We start from the raw sequence: 18796 nt of genomic DNA, 5'->3' as shown, positions 1-18796 counted from the left end.
AATTTGCATTATTTATATATTCTTTTGAATAAATATTCTAAACAATATGGGAATATTTATTCTATACCATATATATTCTTAAGAATATGCTTAAAAAATGCGGCATGAGGGGACCATATCAGAAAAAAGTTGGTTACTTATATGATAATAAGTAGTTATTTTTTTACAAAACTGATTGCTGTATCATAAGTCAAATTAAAACCATACTGTTTCCGGTATGGTTTTAATTTAGTTAATTATGAATATTTATAGTACTATTACAGAGTTCATTTTCATCAATAGATGTTATAATTTTTAAACTTGGAAAGAATTAACTGCTTCTCTGAGCTTCTCTGCAAGTATATTTAGGTCTTGAGTATGTTTTGCTATTTGATTTACACTTGCTAATTGCTGCTCAGTTGTAGCAGAAATTTGTTGAGTAGCAGCGGAACTCTCTTCAGTTGAAGCAGAAAGAGTTTCTAAAATTTCAACTATTTCATTTTTTTCGTCTTCCATTTCCAGGCTGTAAGTTTTTAAGTTTTTCATATCGTCTGTAATCTTTTCTACAGCTTTTAATATTTCAACAAATATATCCTTAGCTTCCAGCACAGACTTGTTTTGTTCTTTAGCAATTAACTTTCCATCCTCAATAGCTTTAACAGCGGCTTTTGATTTATCTTGAATTCCATTGATTAATTCTTTAACTTTTGCAGCAGACATTGAAGATTGAGAAGCTAATTTTCTAACTTCCTCAGCAACTACGGCGAAGCCTTTTCCTTGCTCACCAGCTCTTGCAGCTTCTATAGCAGCATTTAAAGATAATAAGTTTGTTTGTTCTGAAATCTGGCTTATTGCCTCAGTAATAGATCCAATTTCAACAGAAGTTTTATCAACTTCCATGATTATATCACTAGTTTTTTCAGTAGCTTTGCTGTTTTCAATTGATTTTTGTGAAAGTATATCAATCGCTTCTAAACCTCTGTTACTTATATTAGTTGTTTTAATTGCGATATCGTTAGTTTCTATTGTTAGTTTTGTAACTAAATCTATCTTGTCAGATAAATTTCTAATTCTAATGACACCGTTTTCTGTTTCTTTAGCCTGCTCATTTGAACCTTTAGCAATCTCTTCAACAGAAGCCGCAACTTCATTAATAGAGGCTGTATTTTCGGCAACAATTTCATCTAATAATTTGGAAGAGTCAAAAACAACATTAACGGAATTTTTAACTGAACTTATAAATTCACTAACATTCTTAACCATTATTTCGAAGGAATTATTTAAATTACCGATTTCATCTTTGTTTTTAATTTTTCCTATTTTTATATTCAAATTACCTGAAGCAACAATATCTACAGCGTTACTTATTTCTTTAATAGGAGCAGATATGTGTTTTGCAAATATCATGATTACGGCAGAACCTATAATAAGTACTGCTAGTAGTATGATAAGAGTAGTAATAAGAATATTGTTTGAACCAACATTAAAATCACTCATATAAGTACCAGCACAAACTACCCAACCCCAATGAGGATCAGTTTTTTGATAAGTTATCTTGTCTGAAATCTTATCTGAATTAGGAAGTGTCCACCAATAAGTCAGATAACCTCCGCCACCATTAGCTACTTTAATTTGATCTTTAACAAATAATGCGCCAGTCTTTTTATCTTTATAATCCAGTACACTTTTGCCTTCTAAACTAGGATGTACTGCTTCAACTCCATCTTGAGTATAAGCAAATAAATAACCACTTTTACCTAAGCTTAAATTTTGGTTGATTTTTCTTGTACCATCCGCTTGTTTTTCGCTAAGCATATATTCTTTAACTCTTTCTTGTGCTTCATCAAGGGTTAGATAGCCCTTATCAACAAGTTTTTGATTTGCATCAATTACTTGCAATGTCATTTCTACACTATTTTTTAATAAAATCTTTCCACTATTTTCAAGTTCTCCTCTGGCAACATAGTAGCTCACTAATCCAAGTACAAGTACGGGTATACTTAATAATAGTATCATTACTAAAATGAGTTTCGTTTTTATGGGTAAGCCTTTTGTTTTTTTGAGTGATTTTTCCATCTGTTGCATTCCCCCTAATATATATATAGTTTTATCTCTATTATCGAAATGCAATTTATTAACTTAATAGTTGAAGTTAGTTTTTATCGAAATATGGAAAATTAGATAAAATTTTAGGATTTGGTTACAATAATAATAAAAATTTTCTGAATGAGACAAGAGTATCAAAGGAGGATATATAATAAAAAGAAGGGTCACTCAGTGCACAGCTTTGCATAACTTTTAGCATAGCGGCAGAGTACCCTTTCAAGATGATAACTATACGATATTATCATCAAGTTTATGATATATAGATTAGCTTAATTTAAATGATGATTTTAATGGAACTATTCTATTAAATACTAACTTATCAGCAGTTGTATATTTAGTATCTACATTAAAGAAACCATTTCTAACCATTTGGAATTTATCTTGAGCCTTAGCATCTTTAAATGCAGTTGGTTCAATAAATCCTTGTAATACTTCTAATGAATTTGGATTTATTTGTTCTAGGAAGTGTTTCCCTTCATTTTCTTCTACGTCATCTAGAATTAATGGTTCATATAATCTAAATTCAGCAGGAAGACACGTCTTTGCATCAACCCAGTGAATTGTTCCTTTAACTTTTCTGCCAGTAAAACCAGAACCACTCTTAGTTTCTGGATCATAAGTACAGTGAATTTCTACAACTTCACCATTTTCATCTTTGATTACCTCAGTACATTTAACAAAATATGCTCCCTTTAATCTAACTTCATTACCAGGGAATAATCTAAAGTACTTCTTAGGTGGATTTTCCATGAAGTCATCTTTTTCAATAAATAATTCTCTAGAGAATGGAACAAGTCGAGTACCTTGAGTTTCATCCTTGGCATTATTTTCTATTGAAAGCATTTCTGTTTCATTTTCAGGGTAATTTGTTATAACTAGTTTCAATGGATTTAATACAGCCATAGCTAATGGTGCTTTTAGTTGTAAATCTTCTCTTATAAAGTAATCTAACATTTGAGAGTCTACTACAGAATTAGCTTTAGCAACTCCAATAGCTGTGCAGAAATTTCTTAAAGCTTCAGGAGTACATCCTTTTCTTCTAAGCCCACAGATAGTAGGCATTCTAGGATCATCCCACCCATCAACAACTTTTTCATCAACTAATTGTTTTAGCTTTCTCTTACTCATAACAGTATTAGTCATATTTAGCCTTGCGAATTCTATTTGTCTTGGGGAAGCGGTCATTTCGCATTCTCTTACTACCCAATCATAAAGTGGTCTGTGATCTTCAAATTCTAAAGTACAGATTGAGTGAGTTACTTGCTCAATAGCATCTTCTAATGGATGAGCAAAATCATACATAGGATATATACACCATTTATCACCAGTATTGTGGTGAGTAGAATGAGATATTCTGTATATAACAGGATCCCTCATATTAATGTTAGGTGAAGCCATGTCTATCTTAGCTCTTAGAACCTTTTGCCCATCAGCAAATTCTCCGCTTTTCATTCTTTCAAATAAATCTAAATTTTCTTCAACTGATCTATTTCTATATGGACTTTCTTTACCTGGTTGTGTTAATGTTCCCTTATACTCTTTAGCTTCTTCAGAAGTTAAGTCACATACATATGCTTTTCCTTTTTTTATTAATAAAACAGCTCTATTGTACATCTCATCGAAATAATCAGATGCAAAGAAAAGTTCATCCCAGTTTCCCCCAAGCCATTTAACGTCTTCTTTAATTGATTCAACATATTCTGTATCTTCTTTAACAGGATTTGTATCATCAAATCTTAGATGTGTTTTCCCATTAAACTCATAAGCTAAACCAAAGTTTAAAAGAATAGATTTAGCGTGACCTATATGTAAGTAACCGTTTGGTTCAGGTGGGAAACGAGTTATTATTTGGTTATGTTTACCACTGTCTAAATCCTCTACTACGATATTTCTAATAAAATTAGAAGAATTGATTTCGTTTGACATAGTCTTACCTCACTTATAACTGTATTTAAATTAAGAAAAAATCTATTATTTTAATTAGTATTCCCTCTTAACTATATTGTTATTTTCACTAATAATAATTTTAATCTAATATAAAGAAAAAATAAAGATAAAATTATTTGAATTAGCTAAAGTTGTTAAATGTGGGACTCATAAGCTTGGTAAAAGAAGTAATACGGAATACATCATTGGGAACTAGAATCCATGAGAAAAGGTTTGAATAAGAGGATAATTGAAAATTTGGTAAAGGTAAAAATATAAGACATAAAATTCACCAAAAAGGTAAATGTATTTAATATTTGATTTTTTTAGGATTTCTGATAAAATATTATATTATGGGTAACTCGAAGAAGGGTGGTCTTTTATTTCATGTAGAAATAAGCAGAAGACTATCTTTTTTTTGTACAATGAGATAATTAGTAATACAAAAGCAAAAACAGTTTATACTAGGAGGAATAAGATGATAAACAGATTAAAAGTTAAGAGTAAAATTTTTTTATTTACGTTTGTAATGATTTTCTTAATTGCTTTCATTGGAGGAACAGGTTTCTATTATAATTGGAAGTCAAACAATAATGTAACATCAATGTATAATGAAAATTTATTAGCAGTACAATGCTTAAATGATAATATAGCTCAGTCGCAAGCAATAGAGGCTGACATATATTATATTATTTTAGATACAAAAAATCCTGAAGAGCAAAAGAATAAATTAAATGATATTCAAGAAAGAACTAAAAAGTATAATGATAATTGGCAAATGTATAAGGGAACAAACCTTGATAAATTTGAATTAGATACAACCCCAATTATTGAAGATGAACTTAAAGCTTATAGTGAAGGAAGAGATAATATAATAAAATTGGCAATGGAGGGAAGGCAATCAGACGCATTTGAGAGATATAAAGTTATTTCTACTAAAGTTAATGAATTCCAAAAACAATTAAAGGCTTTATCAGAATATAATATTAAAGATGCTGAAGAAATAAATGCTCAAAATATTACAGATTTCAAGAATTCAATAAAGATATACATAGGGTTAGTTTTATTAGCCATTATAATATCAACCGTTTTAGCTGTTACTATTTCAAAAATGATAGTTAACCCGTTAAATTCAGCAGTTAAACATATTAAGGAATTAGCTAATAGAGATTTTACAGGAATTATTCAGGAAGAATATCTAAAACGTAAAGATGAGATAGGAGAACTCACAAAGTCTATATATTTAATGAAGAATGATATGAGAACCCTCATAAAAGAAATAATGGAAAAATCACAGGATATGAATGCAGCTAGCCATAAACTTTCTGCTACAGTTGAGGAATTAACATCAACGTCAGATAGCATAAATTCAGCAATAATGGATATAACAAATGATGTCCAAGAAACGAGTGCTTCAGCAGAGGAAATAAGTGCATCTGTTCAAGAAGTAGATTCTAACATTAATATATTATCAAATAAGGCAAAGGAAGGAAGCAATAATGCTAATAAATCTAAAGATAGAGCTTTAGAACTTCAAAGAAAAGGTAAATTATCTGTAGAGGAAGCAAGAGGATTATATGAAGAAAAAAGAGAAAAAGGACTGAAAGCAATTAGAGAAGGACAGGTCGTAAATGATATAAAACTAATGGCTGATACAATTGCAGGAATATCTGAGCAAACAAATTTATTGGCATTAAATGCAGCAATTGAAGCAGCTAGGGCTGGAGAGCAAGGTAAAGGCTTTGCGATAGTAGCTGATGAAGTTAGAAAGCTAGCGGAACAATCAGGGCGAGCTGTAACAAATATACAGGAGACAATTACAAAAGTACAAGCGGCTTTCGAAAATCTTTCTGATAATAGCAAAGAGATTTTGGATTTCATAAAGAACAATGTAGATCCTCAATTTGAGTCAATGAAAGAAATGGGTAATCAATACCATGGCGATGCAGAATTTGTAAAAAATATGTCTGAAGAGATAGAAGCTATGTCTGAAGGACTTACTGTAACGATAGAACAAGTAAGTGGAGCAATACAAACTACTGCTGAGACAGCACAAAAGTCATCTGAAAATGCTGAAACAATAAGAGAGAGTATTAACGAGACAACAAGGTCAATAGGAGAAGTAGCTAAAACCGCACAACATCAAGCAGAAATTGCAGAAAAGCTTAACGAAATAGTTCATAGATTTAGGATATAGTTTTGAATTAAAGGATTTAGAAAAATTATTATACGAAATATTTATTAAGTTTAACAAATAAGGGAAAGAGGTTACGGATAAAAGGACCTCTCCCTTTTTGTTTTCAGTAGAAATAGAATTGAAGTAATTTATTTAATTAGTAAGTTATTAACCTATAGTTATATATAGTATTTTTTATAATTAAAAAATAAGTTTTAATAATGATCATTAAATTAATAAAATAGTTACTATATACTATTTCAATATATAATAGATATATATCTTAGAAACGTAATATTAATATTTTGAGTTTTTTAATTTCTTATAACAATATATTGATGTGGTGGCTAGGGCAAATAAAGTCTTAATAATTAAATCAGTCATTGTATCTTCGAGTCCGCCAGTTGTCATACCTGTCTTAAGAAAATAGTCGCCTAAGAACTCAAATATTTCCCATAGTACACCTACAGCGAGTGTGAAACAAAAGGCTATAATACCAGTAAAAATAACAAAACGCTTTTTTGTAACTCCACTATCCCATGTTATAATTCCTGTTATTAAATGTAGTCCAATAATTGGCGCATAGCAGCCAAAGCAGCCATGAAGGAATAAATCCCACCACGGAAATGTGGTATATAATTGTATGAATTCACCAAAATATTGAGCAAGAAGAATAAATGACACGGATACTAATTGAAAGCTGGAAGGTAACATAAAATTATATTTGTTTGCTATATATGTAATTACAAAAGGAAGTGTCAAACATATTATCACTAAGAACAATAGATGCATGTCATTCCACTGTCTAGAAATTATTTTGATAATAACAGTGCTTATGGCTATTATTTCAAATAAGATGGCAATTCCGATAGCTAGTTTATTATCTTTATTTTTCATCAAACCTACTCCTTTTTGGAATACATAAGTAAAGGTGCAACTATATCTTTTCCATGTCTGCTCAAAAATATATATGGAAAATAAATTAATAATACATGAGTATAATTTACTTAGTCCAGATGAAAAATATTCTGTAGATATGGCTGTTTATTGTTTACAAAGGAGTTTTATAAATGTTTCACGAGCTAATTAAAAATCAAAGCTTAATTGTTAGTTTTAGGTAAAAAGTGCAAAATTGACTACATAAAATCAAAGATCTATAATATAATTATGAGATAATATACTATAGAGATTTACAAAATTATAATGTTTAAAGACTATAGTTATGATTTTTTATTAATAAAAAATATTGTTCTTATATGATATTTAAGAGCAATTTTTTAATATAGTCGGGGAGGATTTATGGAAAAGGCAGATAAATACATTGAGGTAAATGGCGATTTTAAGATGAGAAAATTAACAGAAAATGATCTCGAGCAATTTAATGGACTTCTGCGTTATGCCTTTCAAATAACCATGGAAGATCTTCTTCATACAGGCTGGACAGAAGATCAAATTATGCATGCAAAAATGCCTATTCTTAAAAATGCCTATGTTCTAGGCTGGTTTTATCATGATAAGTTAGCTTCAATGATTGTAGTATATTCTATGAAAGTAAATATTCATGATTATATTTGTAAAATGGGTGGAGTCACTGGTGTTGCAACTTATCCTGAGTATACAGGAAGGGGATTAATCCACTCGTTGATTAAACAGGCAATAAAGCATATGCATAAAGAAGGGCAGTCTATATCGTTTTTATATCCCTATTCAATTCCTTTGTATAGAAAACATGGATGGGAAATTATTTCGGATAAGATTACTTTCACTATAAAAGATACGCAGCTTCCTAAAGTAAAGCCAGTAACTGGAATGATGGAGCGTGTAGAGTTGGACCGTGAAGACCTTTTGAATGTGCATGATTATTTTTCAATGCAACGCCATGGAGCAATGATTCGTGATGAGATGGCTTGGGATGAATACTGGCGTTGGGATAATGATGATATTATTGCTGCTATCTATTATAATAAAAATCACAAGCCTCTTGGGTATCTGATTTATTATATTAGAAATGATATATTTCATATTAAAGAAATGGTGTATCTAAATACCGAAGCAAGTCACGGAATTTGGAACTATATAAGTGCACATCATTCAATGGTGAATGAAGTAAAAGGAAATAATTTCTCTGGAGAGCCAATGGCGTTTATGTTTGAGGATAGTGAAATAGTTGAGAATATTGAACCATACTTCATGGCGAGGATCATAGATGTACAAGATTTTATTTTGAAATATCCTTTTTTAGATAAGTCGCAAAAAATAAAAATTAATTTTAAAATAACTGATTCTATTGCAAAGTGGAATAATGGAGTTTTTAAAGTTTACTGGAATGAAGAAGAAACCTATTGTGAAAAAACAGATGATCTCCATGCTGCTAATTTAGTAGAAATAGATATTCAGACATTAACAACAATGTTCATGGGCTATAAACGTCCAACATTTTTATATGAGTGTGGAAGAATAAATACAGAGTATTATATGCTTAGAATTTTAGAACAGCTGATACCAGTTGAAAAGCCTTACTTTTCAGATTATTTTTAATTCTGAGGATATTAGCATACTAGTAGAAGCTTAAATATTTAATTATTTTTATAAATAAATTCATATTCTTTAGAAGAAGTTTTACAGGGAATTAATTTGAAATTTATTAATGTACTGCATAAAATTAATATTTAAGGGCTGCAGCTTAGCTTAATATCGCAGCTCTTAAAAGCATGCTTTAATTTACTAAGTATAATATTAAAGGCTGGCTGTATAGATACCCAGATTGTATATTTGACTTATTATTAGTATAACTTATATACTTATTTCGGGAAGTTACACGTAAATCTAAGTTTTAGCGTGTTTATCCATACTTGGTAAATTTGATTATATGTTGAAAGGCTGATAATATCAATTGGTATGTAAACTTATGAGGAGGCTGAAAATGATTCAATATATTATAGTATGTCCGCTGGTTTTTCTTGCAGGATTTGTAGATGCAATTGCAGGTGGGGGAGGGCTTATATCACTTCCGGCATTTATATTTGCAGGAATCCCTGTTCATTTAGCTATTGGAACAAATAAAATGAGTGCAAGTATGGGAACAGCTATATCAACATACCGTTATGCAAAGAATGGGTATATAAAATTAAAAATCGCAGCTTGTAGTGTAGTTTGTGCTTTGATAGGATCAGCACTTGGGGCTACCATTTCGCTAAAAATTGATGATCATTACTTTAAAATTTTAATGATAGTGATCTTACCTGTTATTGCATTCTATGTTTTGCGTAAGCGTGATTTTGAAGAGAATAAATGTGAAGAAACATCGATAAATTATAAAACATATATAATATGTATGTTAAGTGCATTTTTTATAGGTATTTATGATGGCTTTTATGGTCCGGGAACTGGAACATTTTTGATATTACTGCTAACAGGTGTTGCTAATTTACGTTTAAATACTGCCGCTGGAACAACAAAAGCTATTAATTTATCGTCAAATATAGCAGGGTTAATAACATTCATAATAAACGGGAAAGTGTATTTGATTTTGGGATTAGTTGCAGGCTTATTCAGTATAGCTGGAAATTACATGGGTTCTGGTTATTTTACTAAAAGTGGAGCAAAAATAGCACGTCCGGTAATTATAATTGTACTTACAGTTTTCTTTATTAAGATACTATTTGAAGTGTTATAGATGTAAATTGTGAGCAATTAATTTAGTTAAAGTCCACAAAGATTAATAATTAGAATAAAACCTCAAATTAAAAACTCTCTTGCCTAAGATTTATTATTGAGCTTAGGTAAGAGAGTTTGTTGCTAATAAGGTATATTTATAGACATAAATATTCTGCAAATTTATTTGGTAATTATCAATATAGGTTCAATAAATCTAGAAGTATCTGAATATTATTATAAAGATTAAATGTTTTCAAAGAAGTGTTTAATATAAGAATTGGAGGTTGGTTATATTATGAAATCTGCATTACTCCTAGTTGATATGCAGAAGATATTTAAAGATTTAAAAAATGAAGAGTTTGAAAAATCTATCATACCTAATACAGCAAAGGCATTAAACATAGCTAGAAATAAAAACATACCAGTTATTCATGTAAGAACTTTATACAGAAGAAATAAGAGCAACTGGCCAAGAGTTACATTAAATCTTGAAAAGATGTGGTGTGAAGAGGGAAGTTGGGAAAGTGAGTTTATTGATGATTTACTACCATTGAAAAATGAACTTGTTATTAACAAATGTAGATTTACTGCTTTCTATAATACTAAGCTTGAAAGTTACTTATATGAAAATAAAATTGAGCATATATATGTTGCGGGATATGGAACAGATGTCAGCATAAGGTCTACAGTAATAGATGCTTACGATAGAGATATTTTAGTTACAATATTAAAAGATTGTGTTCTTTCAGAAAGAGAAAAAAATGAAGAAGCTATAGAGTACCTAAAGTTTTTCGTTAAAAGTCCTGTATTAACAATTGAAGAACTAGAAAATAATATCTCGGAAGTTGAGGGAACGTAAGGAACTTTTTAATTTGGGACAGAAAGTATATTTAATATATAAATTAATCAAAATTGTAGCAAAACTACTGACCACAAAATTGTGGTCAGTAGTTCTAAATCATTAATTAAAGCCGCCATTAACGCGAATAGTTTGGCCTGTCATCCATTGAGATTTTTTGCTAACTAAAAATTCAATTGCATTAGCAATATCTTCAGGTTCACCAAGACGTTTAAATGAGCTAAGATTTTTATTAAACTCAATTTGTTCCGGTGTTTTTCCAGATATGAAAAGTTCAGTATTAACTGGACCTGGAGCTATTGCATTTATAGTAATTTGCTTTGGTGCAAATTCTTTTGATAGCTGCCTTGTTATTTGTTCAACAGCTCCTTTGGTAGCAGCATAAAGACTATAGCTTGGAATCATAGTTCCATTTACAGAGGTAGAGAAATCAACAATCCTGCCGTTAGTCTCCATAAGCTTCATGGCTTGCTGACAAGTAAAAAAGGTTCCTTTAACATTTATATCGAAATGTCTATTATATTCTTCTTCTGTTAAGTCTAATAATAATGTGTTTTTCATTACACCAGCATTATTAATAAGTATATCTAATTTTCCGAAGTTTTGAATTGTTTCAGAAAATAATTTTTCGATTTCTGCTATATTTCGTATATCAGCTTGAATAGCAATAGCTTCTCCACCTTTTTCAATAATATAATCCACTACTTCTTGTGCCTTTTCCGGACTGCTAGAGTAATTTACTACAACTTTGATTCCTAAATCAGCTAATTGTTTAGCTATGGCACTGCCTATTCCTCTAGATGCCCCTGTTATAATTGCTACTTTTCCTTCTAAATCGTTCATTTATAATCTTCCTTTCATTAATAGACTTACTTGTATCGTAAATTTTAAATAGATTGAATTTTTCTCATAATAATTAACATTTACAAGATATATTGTTGCATTCCTTAATAAAATTATAGGATAAGAAAAGCATCTAGAGGTAGTTCATTAGTAGAAGATTATTGCCTAATCCTGCAAAGAATAATATAATTAATATAATTTACAGTGGAAGGTGTAGAAAATAGTATGAATGAATTAGAAATTGATAGCAAGATAATTGAACAGAAAAAAAGCTTGCACTATTAATAAATAGTTTTGCACATAAAGATGGATTTACATCCACTGCAATTCCATCTTTAGACCTTATTCGTGCATCAGATATAAAAGAGCCGTTACACAATATTTATGAACCTTCTTTGTGTATAATTGCGCAGGGAGAAAAACTTGTATTATTAGGAGAAGAGACTTATAAATATGATTCGAATTCATATCTTGTAGCTTCAGTTCAATTGCCCATTACTGGTAGAATTCTTCACGCTTCTAAGGAATGCCCTTTCTTATGCGCTCGACTTAGTTTTAGTTCAGATCAAATTCTAGATATCATAAAAGAAGTTAATAAGGATTTAAGCGAAAAGAGTGATTCTGTGAGAGGGATGCTTGTGAGCAAGACAAGTACGCAGCTTTTGGATGCTGTAATAAGACTTGTGAATCTTTTAAACACGCCAAATGATATACCAGTGCTTGCACCTTTATTTATACATGAAATTCTCTATCGCATTTTACAGGATAATCAAGGATATCTAATAAAGCAATTTGTAAACAAAGGAAGCAATGCACAATCCATAGCAAAAGTAATTAAATATATTAATGATGACATATCTAAGCCATTGCGCATTGATGACTTAGCAGAGATAGTAAACATGAGTCCTTCATCACTACACCATCATTTTAAGAAAGTAACAGCGATGAGTCCGCTTCAATATCAAAAGCAAATACGCTTGCAGGAGGCACGTCGTCTTCTACTTTCAGAAATAGCTGAAGCAGCAGAGGTGGCATTTAAAGTTGGATATGAAAGTCCATCCCAGTTCAGCCGTGAATATGCGAGAATGTTTGGGTTACCCCCTATTAGTGATGTAAAAAACCTTCGGCAATCACTTACAGTTGATTTTTATTATTAATAGAAAAAATTGAGCAGAATAGAATAAAAATAGTTCTTATAGTATAATTACACATAAATAATCGTTTACGGTAACAAAAATAACTTATCGTTAATATAATTTACTAAGGGATAATATATTAAAGAGGGGATAAATATGTTGGCGGTAGTTATTTTTGTTTGTATTGTATTAATAGCCTGTAACGCCATTTATAACACAGATAATGACAAAGAAAAATAGAAATTTGATTCTGTAGATATAATAAATCCTTTTTTCAGCAGCAAATATTTAGGCTATCTAGAATACTAGATGGTCTTTTTTAGTTTACAACAATTCATATGAGTAAATGGGTTCATGAATAAAAGAATACACTCTTTAAAGAATTAGAAAATAAAACTATACTACCTTTTGTTAACTATTTCATAAGAGAAAATAAGCTTAAATGAGTTTGAATTTTTAATTACATTGGTGTAAACTGACTATTAATTAAAAAATTAACTTAATAGTCAATTGAGAATGTATTGGAATATTAGATATTTCTATTATTCAACGAGAAAGAGACTTATAAAAAAGGAGAAGTATGAATAAATTATTAGGACTTATAATTAAGATAACATTTGGATTTTTTTTATGCGCATGCGGAACAGTAATGGCTCTAAATTCTAATTTAGGATTAAGCCCTTGGGATGTATTTCATCAAGGTTTAACAAACGTAACGAGCTTAACTATAGGACAGGCTAGTATTGCCGTTGGAGTAGTTATTGTAATAATTACTAGTATGTTAGGTCTTAAAGTAGGACTTGGAACTATTGCAAATATGATAGTAATTGGGTGTTTCATTGATCTAATTATATATGCTAAAATCATTCCTGTTTGTGATAATGTATATATGGGAATATTAATGATGATAGGAAGCCTATTTATGTCCGCTATAGGAAGCTATTTGTATATTGGATGTGAAATGGGATGTGGTCCAAGAGATGGACTTATGATTGCACTAGTAAAGCGTACAGGCAAGCCTGTAAGTATAATAAGATTTTGTATAGAAATGGGTGCTTTAATTATCGGCTGGATATTAGGAGGATTTGTTGGTGTTGGAACATTAGTTACTGCATTTGGAATTGGGTATTGTGTGCAGCTGATTTACAAGTTGTTTAAATTTGATATAAGGCAGTTGAAACATAGAAATATAAAAGAAGGATTTAAATTTGTTAACGAGTGCATAACCAACTAAGGACATAAAGGAAGATACGCGAATTTTCCTCATTCTGATTTATTATGGGATAAGAGGATAATTCATAGAATAAACATTATATATAGCTTTTTAACACTATATTAGGTGACTCATATAAGTGTTAAAAGAACTAATTTAAAGCCCAACTCAAATAGGATTTTCTAGAGTTGGGCTTTAATATTTTAGGTGTATTATTGGGGTTGTATAAAACTTAAGATTTCTTAAGAAATTTTTATAAGAGTTGTAAGCTCTACCTTCTAAAATAAAATTATGATATTTAGAGGGGAGTAGAAAATATGAAAAATGGATTTAGGAATTTTTTGATAGTTATTATTACAATCTGTGGGACTTGGTATATAATACAGTATGCAGGGTTGGGATTAAATTTAAAAGGCATAAGAAGTGCAGGAAGTAAACTTTATTTAAGCGAAAAGGATAAATCATCAGATGCAGATAATATTAACATAGATAAAGAATTGGTATTAGTAAATAGCGAACATGGTTTAGGTAAGTATTATCAACCTGAAAGTCTAACTATACCAGATATATCGTTTGCTAGTGGCGTGAGCCAGGAAGAAAAACATGTAGCTGGAATCATTGAAAAACCTTTAGAAGAATTAGTAGATTCCGCTAAAAAGGATGGGGTAATATTGTTTGGTAACTCAGGTTACAGATCATATAAATCTCAAGAAAATACATACAGTAACAGAGTGAAGTCGCAGGGAGAGAAACTTGCAGATGCATACGTAGCTAAGCCGGGATTTAGTGAACACCAAACAGGATTATGTATTGATATTACTAATCAAGATAAGAATTTAATAAAAGGAACAAAGGAAGCAAACTGGCTCGCAGAAAATTGCTATAAATTTGGTTTCATTATAAGATATCCTTACGGAAAGAAGAGTATAACCGGTATAGAATATGAGCCATGGCATATTAGATATGTTGGAAAGAATGCCGCTAAATACATCTATGATAACGAAATAACCTTAGAGGAATACTTAGGGAAATAAATATACTAAAATAATATTTATAACAATAATTATATGAAGTGGAGGCATAAATGAATAACAATATTCTTGTAGTAGACGATGAGAAAGAAATAAGAAATTTATTAGAAATAAATCTTAGAAACGAAGGATATAATGTTTTTAAAGCAAGTCACGGAGAAGAAGCTTTAGCAATATTAGATAAAGAAGACATTCATTTAATTGTTTTAGATATAATGATGCCGGGGATGGACGGATTAGAAGTTTGCAGAAGAGTAAGAGAAAAGTATAGTATTCCAATTCTTATGCTGAGTGCAAAAGGTGAAGATATGGATAAGATACAAGGAATTATGACTGGTGCAGATGATTATGTATGTAAGCCCTTTAATCATTTAGAACTTACGGTTAGAATAAGAGCACTACTTAGAAGAGCATATTTTTTAAATAATAAAATGCAAGTTTCAAATGACATAATAAGAATTGAGTCAATGGTTATAGATAAGAGCAAGCATAAGGTGGCAATAGATAGTAATGAGGTGGATTTAACAGCAAGGGAATTTGATATTTTATATTTATTGGCCACAAATAGGGGAAAAGTTTTTAGTGGAGAGGAAATTTTTGAAAAGGTATGGAAAGAAAGATATTATCAATCTAATAATACTATTATGGTGCATATGAGTAGAATTAGGGATAAAATAGAACAATACATGGAAGGAAATAAGATAATTCATACAGTATGGGGAGTTGGTTATAAAATTGAAAAATAAAAGATTATATAAATATTGGTTAACGTCGCTCTCTGATGTTCTAGTTTCTGTAATATTGATGTATATGACATTATTTGTAAGTAGTGAAATATTAGTTTATTTATATATAAACACAAAAATTCAACTCATTAATTATATCTTTAAATTCTGGCGCATTATTGAGAATAATATATTTGGAGACAATATCTATATAATTATTCAAGTGTTTCTATTTACAATATTCTATTTGCTTATTACATATAGAAAAACTAAGAGTTTAGTATCTATCATGGATGAAACTGAAATAATGTCTAATGGTGATTTGGATAGAATAATAGAAGTTAAATCAAAAGGCGATATTAGAAAATTAGTAGAAAATATAAATGGTATAGCAAAGCAGCTTAAAGATGTAACATTAGAAGAAAGAAGAGCACAGCAAACTAAAAATGATTTAATAACTAATGTTTCTCATGATTTAAGAACTCCATTAACTTCAATAATAGGATATTTAGAGATTATAGATAATGATAAATATGAAGATGAGGTAAGATTAAGATATTATGCAAATATAGCATATGAAAAAGCCAAGGGGTTAAATTTGCTTATAAATGATTTGTTTGAGCTTACTAAAATGCAGAATAACAGTATTAATATAAATAAAACTACAATTAATTTAGTTGAATTATTAGGTCAGGTAGTTGCTTATTTTGAATATCAATTTATAAGTGCAGATATGCAATCAAGAATTAATTTTTCAAATGATAAATTAATAATAAATGCAGATGCAGGAAAATTAGTTAGAGCATTTGAAAATTTATTGTCTAATGCAATTAAATATGGTAAAGATGGTTTTTATGTAGATGTAATAACAAAGCTTGAGGATAAAATGGCGGTAGTTCAGCTTATAAATTATGGTCAATCAATATCATCAATAGATTTGCCTTATATATTTGACAGATTTTACAGGGTAGAAAAGTCAAGAAATAGCAGTATTGTTGGATCTGGACTCGGTCTAGCAATAACAAAAAATATTATTGAACTACATGGTGGAATCATTTCAGCCTATAGTGATAGAGAAAGAACTGTATTTGAGGTTAAACTACCAATTAATATGACTATGTAGTTAATAAAATAATTTGTAAAATATGCTTCTTTAAATGGTTGCAAATTCTTATATAAGCATTTACTTGAAATTTTCTTGAAATGAATATATAATTAGAGAGTATGATTTATATAAATTTGATTATACTAATAAAAATCTAATTAAATTGTATATATGAACATAATAAACAATATATTAGACAAAATATCCATAACAGATATTGAATAATAAAATAATTAGATTAAACAGCGATGATAAAAACTACGATTTATAAATTTCTTCAGAGAGCCGATGGTTGGTGAGAATCGGTGAAAGGTTAAGTCTTTCCACTTTTGGAGCTGTATATGATAAAGCACAATTTTATTTGTGCCTAAATATAAAGGTTAGTAACCTCTATATTACTAATGAAGTGGCTGATTTATATTATTTATCAGCAATTTGGGTGGCAACGCGGATTATTCCGTCCCAATATATATGTTTATATATTTGGGGCGGTTTTTTATTTCAATAATTTATATTTAACCAGGAGGTAACAAAATGTTAGACATTAAATTCGTAAGGGAAAATCCAGAGATTGTAAAGCAAAACATAAAAAATAAGTTTCAAGATAATAAGTTAGGGTTAGTTGATGAAGTATTAGAATTAGATATTGAACTAAGAAAAGTTAAACAAGAAGTAGAAGCTTTAAGAGCTGATAGAAATAAGTTATCAAAACAAATTGGGGGCTTGATGGCTCAAGGTAAAAAAGAAGAAGCTGAGGAAATTAAGCAAAAAGTTAATGCTGATTCAGAAAGAATGGCTGAGTTAGACGTTAAAGAAAAAGAATTAGAAGAAAAAGTTAAAACTATCATGATGACTATTCCAAACATAATAGACCCAAGTGTTCCAATTGGTAAAGATGATAGTGAAAATGTAGAAGTAGAAAAATTCGGTGAACCAGTTGTTCCAGATTTTGAAATTCCATATCATACTGATATAATGGAAAAATTAAGCGGTATTGATTTAGACAGTGCTAGAAAGGTAGCTGGTAATGGCTTCTATTACTTAATGGGAAATATAGCTAGACTTCATTCAGCAGTAATTTCTTATGCTAGAGACTTTATGATAGATAGAGGGTTTACATATTGTATTCCACCTTTTATGATTCGTAGCCAAGTTGTAACTGGTGTTATGAGTTTCGCAGAAATGGATGCTATGATGTACAAAATTGAAGGTGAAGATTTATACTTAATCGGAACAAGTGAACATTCTATGATTGGTAAGTTTATAGATACAATATTACCTGAAACTGCACTTCCTCAAACTTTAACTAGTTACTCACCTTGCTTTAGAAAAGAAAAAGGTGCTCATGGTATAGAAGAAAGAGGAGTATATAGAATTCACCAATTTGAAAAACAAGAAATGATCGTTGTATGTAAACCAGAAGACAGCATGATGTGGTATGAAAAAATGTGGAAAGATACAGTAGATTTATTCCGTTCTTTAGATATACCAGTAAGAACTTTAGAATGCTGCTCAGGTGATTTAGCAGATTTAAAAGTAAAATCAGTTGACGTAGAAGCTTGGTCTCCAAGACAAAAGAAATATTTCGAAGTGGGAAGCTGCTCTAACTTAGGTGACGCACAAGCTCGTCGTTTAAAAATTCGTGTTGATGCCAAAGATGGAAAATACTTTGCTCATACACTAAACAACACAGTAGTAGCACCACCAAGAATGCTTATTGCTTTCTTAGAAAATAACTTAAATGAAGATGGATCAATAAATATTCCAACAGCATTACAACCATACATGGGTGGAATGACAGTAATTAAATAATAAGGCTGAAAAAATTTAAAATCATGCAATGAGAAGCTGAAAAAGCATCAGTGCATGATTTTTTTTACTTATTTAATTGATAAGTGTATTAAATTTAGTATTATAATATTTAGAGTACTGACCACAAAATTGTGGTGAGCTAAATAGAGTGATAAAATTGTTTAATTTATAAATTAGTTATATATAAAAATGATATCGTTATAAAAATATAACTATATTGACAAAAAC

14 protein-coding genes and 1 other annotated feature are annotated in these 18796 nt (G+C 29.9%); of the genes, 10 read left to right on the top strand and 4 right to left on the bottom strand.

Features of this window, described 5'->3' with window-relative positions; genetic code table 11:
- Positions 1-294: 294 nt before the first annotated feature.
- The gene (locus D2A34_RS00175) at positions 295-2055 is read right to left on the bottom strand and encodes a methyl-accepting chemotaxis protein (protein ID WP_119365369.1); all 1761 of its coding nucleotides are present in this window, start codon (positions 2053-2055) and stop codon (positions 295-297) included.
- A 294-nt stretch (positions 2056-2349) separates the two neighbouring features.
- Positions 2350-4011: a glutamine--tRNA ligase/YqeY domain fusion protein gene (locus tag D2A34_RS00170; protein WP_079438383.1), complete on the bottom strand. Its 1662-nt coding sequence runs from the start codon at positions 4009-4011 to the stop codon at positions 2350-2352.
- 478 nt (positions 4012-4489) lie between these two features.
- Here D2A34_RS00170 and D2A34_RS00165 point away from each other — a divergent pair, with 478 nt between their 5' ends.
- Positions 4490-6208 (top strand): methyl-accepting chemotaxis protein, encoded by a 1719-nt coding sequence (locus D2A34_RS00165; protein ID WP_119365368.1) that lies wholly within the window; start codon positions 4490-4492, stop codon positions 6206-6208.
- 276 nt (positions 6209-6484) lie between these two features.
- On the opposite strand, the gene D2A34_RS00160 is transcribed toward D2A34_RS00165, so the two are convergent.
- On the bottom strand, positions 6485-7084 hold the full coding sequence (locus D2A34_RS00160) for a DUF2238 domain-containing protein (protein WP_119365367.1): 600 nt from the start codon (positions 7082-7084) through the stop codon (positions 6485-6487).
- Between the two features lie 402 nt (positions 7085-7486).
- Between D2A34_RS00160 and D2A34_RS00155 the strand changes: the two genes are divergently transcribed.
- The 3 genes from D2A34_RS00155 to D2A34_RS00145 all read left to right on the top strand — a co-directional run bounded on the left by D2A34_RS00155 (position 7487) and on the right by D2A34_RS00145 (position 10703).
- A complete protein-coding gene (locus D2A34_RS00155; protein ID WP_119365366.1) occupies positions 7487-8725 on the top strand; it encodes a GNAT family N-acetyltransferase in 1239 nt (412 codons plus the stop codon).
- Between the two features lie 385 nt (positions 8726-9110).
- Complete coding sequence (locus tag D2A34_RS00150; RefSeq protein ID WP_119365365.1) at positions 9111-9863, top strand: sulfite exporter TauE/SafE family protein; 753 nt, start codon at positions 9111-9113, stop codon at positions 9861-9863.
- 276 nt (positions 9864-10139) lie between these two features.
- Entirely contained in the window at positions 10140-10703 is a 564-nt protein-coding gene (locus tag D2A34_RS00145; protein ID WP_119365364.1) for a cysteine hydrolase family protein, read from the top strand.
- A 102-nt stretch (positions 10704-10805) separates the two neighbouring features.
- On the opposite strand, the gene D2A34_RS00140 is transcribed toward D2A34_RS00145, so the two are convergent.
- The gene (locus tag D2A34_RS00140; RefSeq protein ID WP_119365363.1) at positions 10806-11546 is read right to left on the bottom strand and encodes an SDR family oxidoreductase; all 741 of its coding nucleotides are present in this window, start codon (positions 11544-11546) and stop codon (positions 10806-10808) included.
- Between the two features lie 284 nt (positions 11547-11830).
- On the opposite strand from D2A34_RS00140, the gene D2A34_RS00135 reads away from it, so the two are divergent.
- The 6 genes from D2A34_RS00135 (at position 11831) to serS (ending at position 18568) form a co-directional block, all read left to right on the top strand.
- Positions 11831-12703 (top strand): AraC family transcriptional regulator, encoded by an 873-nt coding sequence (locus D2A34_RS00135; protein ID WP_119365362.1) that lies wholly within the window; start codon positions 11831-11833, stop codon positions 12701-12703.
- A gap of 559 nt (positions 12704-13262) precedes the next feature.
- Positions 13263-13916 carry a YczE/YyaS/YitT family protein gene (locus tag D2A34_RS00130; RefSeq protein ID WP_079438377.1) on the top strand — a complete coding sequence of 218 codons (654 nt, stop codon included), beginning with the start codon at positions 13263-13265 and terminating at the stop codon, positions 13914-13916.
- Positions 13917-14212: 296 nt separating this feature from the next.
- Entirely contained in the window at positions 14213-14929 is a 717-nt protein-coding gene (locus D2A34_RS00125; RefSeq protein ID WP_119365361.1) for a M15 family metallopeptidase, read from the top strand.
- Between the two features lie 50 nt (positions 14930-14979).
- Positions 14980-15672 (top strand): response regulator transcription factor, encoded by a 693-nt coding sequence (locus D2A34_RS00120; RefSeq protein WP_119365360.1) that lies wholly within the window; start codon positions 14980-14982, stop codon positions 15670-15672.
- Complete coding sequence (locus D2A34_RS00115) at positions 15662-16774, top strand: sensor histidine kinase (RefSeq protein WP_119365359.1); 1113 nt, start codon at positions 15662-15664, stop codon at positions 16772-16774. The genes D2A34_RS00120 and D2A34_RS00115 overlap by 11 nt, the downstream gene beginning before the upstream one ends.
- A gap of 221 nt (positions 16775-16995) precedes the next feature.
- Positions 16996-17224: a binding site (T-box leader), on the top strand.
- 66 nt (positions 17225-17290) lie between these two features.
- Complete coding sequence (gene serS, locus D2A34_RS00110) at positions 17291-18568, top strand: serine--tRNA ligase (RefSeq protein WP_119365358.1); 1278 nt, start codon at positions 17291-17293, stop codon at positions 18566-18568.
- The last annotated feature ends 228 nt before the right edge of the window (positions 18569-18796 follow it).

Source organism: Clostridium chromiireducens (genome assembly GCF_003575225.1).
Taxonomy (GTDB): Bacteria; Bacillota; Clostridia; order Clostridiales; family Clostridiaceae; genus Clostridium; species Clostridium chromiireducens.
The sequence above is the reverse complement of the archived record's forward strand: the minus strand, read 5'-3'. Positions and strand labels throughout refer to the sequence as shown.